Origin of the sequence: Bacteroides sp. LFL-34, assembly GCF_027257075.1 — a bacterium.
GTDB classification, from domain to species: domain Bacteria; phylum Bacteroidota; class Bacteroidia; order Bacteroidales; family Bacteroidaceae; genus Bacteroides; species Bacteroides ovatus.
This window is the reverse complement of record NZ_JAPQKZ010000100.1, coordinates 1-1,253: the sequence shown is the minus strand read 5'-3', so window position 1 is coordinate 1,253 and position 1,253 is coordinate 1. Positions and strand designations below refer to the sequence as shown.

Sequence of the window (1,253 nt, the reverse complement as noted above, 5' to 3'; positions counted from 1 at the left end):
ATATTTTAGATTTTCAACGGTTTAATATAACCGTTTGAAGAATAAACATTTAACTGAGTATTTGAGAAACAGTGGTAACGAGTTAGCAACTGTGCTATTTTCAGCGTTTTGCGGTGCTATACTGTCAAATAACTCTTTCATTTGCAAAGTTATTACTTTTTATTGAAACGCACACTTTTCCGATATGAAATTTAACAAAAAGTCTCCAACAAATATATGTTAGAGACTTTGATTCATTACAATTGGATTTTTATTTATTCAAATGACGATAAACTATATTTGATATATCTGCCATTATTTTGGCGTTATCATCATCAGACTCACGAGAATCCTTTATCAAAACGACAATGTAGCACTTCTCACCGTTGGGAAGATATATCACTCCTGCATCTCCCTCGCTTATCTGTATGCCATCAGCAGTTCGGTTAGAACGTCCCGTTTTATGCCCAAATTTTATATCGGTAGGCAACCCCGCTATTAGTTTGTTCTTGCCAGACACACAATCAAGCATGGCTGTCTCTAAAAACGCAAAATGCTCTTTTGTCAAAATATTTTCTGTATGAAGTTTCTTGAGCAATTGCGCAATAGCTAATGGTGTGCTCCAATTGTTGTAGCATAACATAATGTCCGTATGCATGCTTTCCTCTGTCTCCGTGAAATTCATATCCTTTATCCCAAGAGATTTTATGTAGGAGTCCACTTTATCAATACCACCAACAAACCTTATTAACCAATCGCATGTGTTGTTGTCGCTAATCGATACTGTGTATTTGATTATATCCCTATAAGATATACGAATCCCTTGGTCGGGATATTTATCCCTTAACGGGCTATACGTGTTTTTCAGCATTTCTTTCTGTTTGATATACACCATTTTGTCCAGCGGAATATTCTCTGCTTCCATTTTTTTCAGAGCTGTCACTGCTATATGGAATTTGAATACACTCATAGTGGGATATTTGTCCTCGTTGGCAATGGCAATTATATCGTCATTATGGATAATTGCTACCCCGACAGACGCTTGCTTCCCTTTGATAATCTTTTCAATTTCTTGGGTCATGTTCTGCCCGAAAGCCATAATGCTGCAACAGCAACAAAGCATAACTGATAATAGCGTTTTTGTCATGTTCATTTTTGATAGTGGAACTTTTTGTTTCATATAGTTTTCTTTTTTGCTTCTTAGCCCAAAGAAGCGGATGCTCAAATGCAGAAACGTGGACTACCAATGCAACATTCTAAGTCGAAGGTCGTAG

Annotated in this window: 1 protein-coding gene; it reads right to left on the bottom strand. The window is 36.6% G+C overall.

Translation table 11 applies throughout. From position 1 onward, the window contains the following. Nucleotides 1–250: 250 nt before the first annotated feature. Nucleotides 251–1,159 (bottom strand): MUN family extended-spectrum class A beta-lactamase MUN-1, encoded by a 909-nt coding sequence (locus N5O98_RS26670; RefSeq protein WP_206340447.1) that lies wholly within the window; start codon nucleotides 1,157–1,159, stop codon nucleotides 251–253. Nucleotides 1,160–1,253: the final 94 nt, after the last annotated feature.

What these genes read in the sequence shown, in the direction of transcription:
- N5O98_RS26670 (WP_206340447.1), bottom strand. Translation starts at nt 1,159, where the DNA reads ATGAAACAAAAAGTTCCACTATCAAAAATGAACATGACAAAAACGCTA.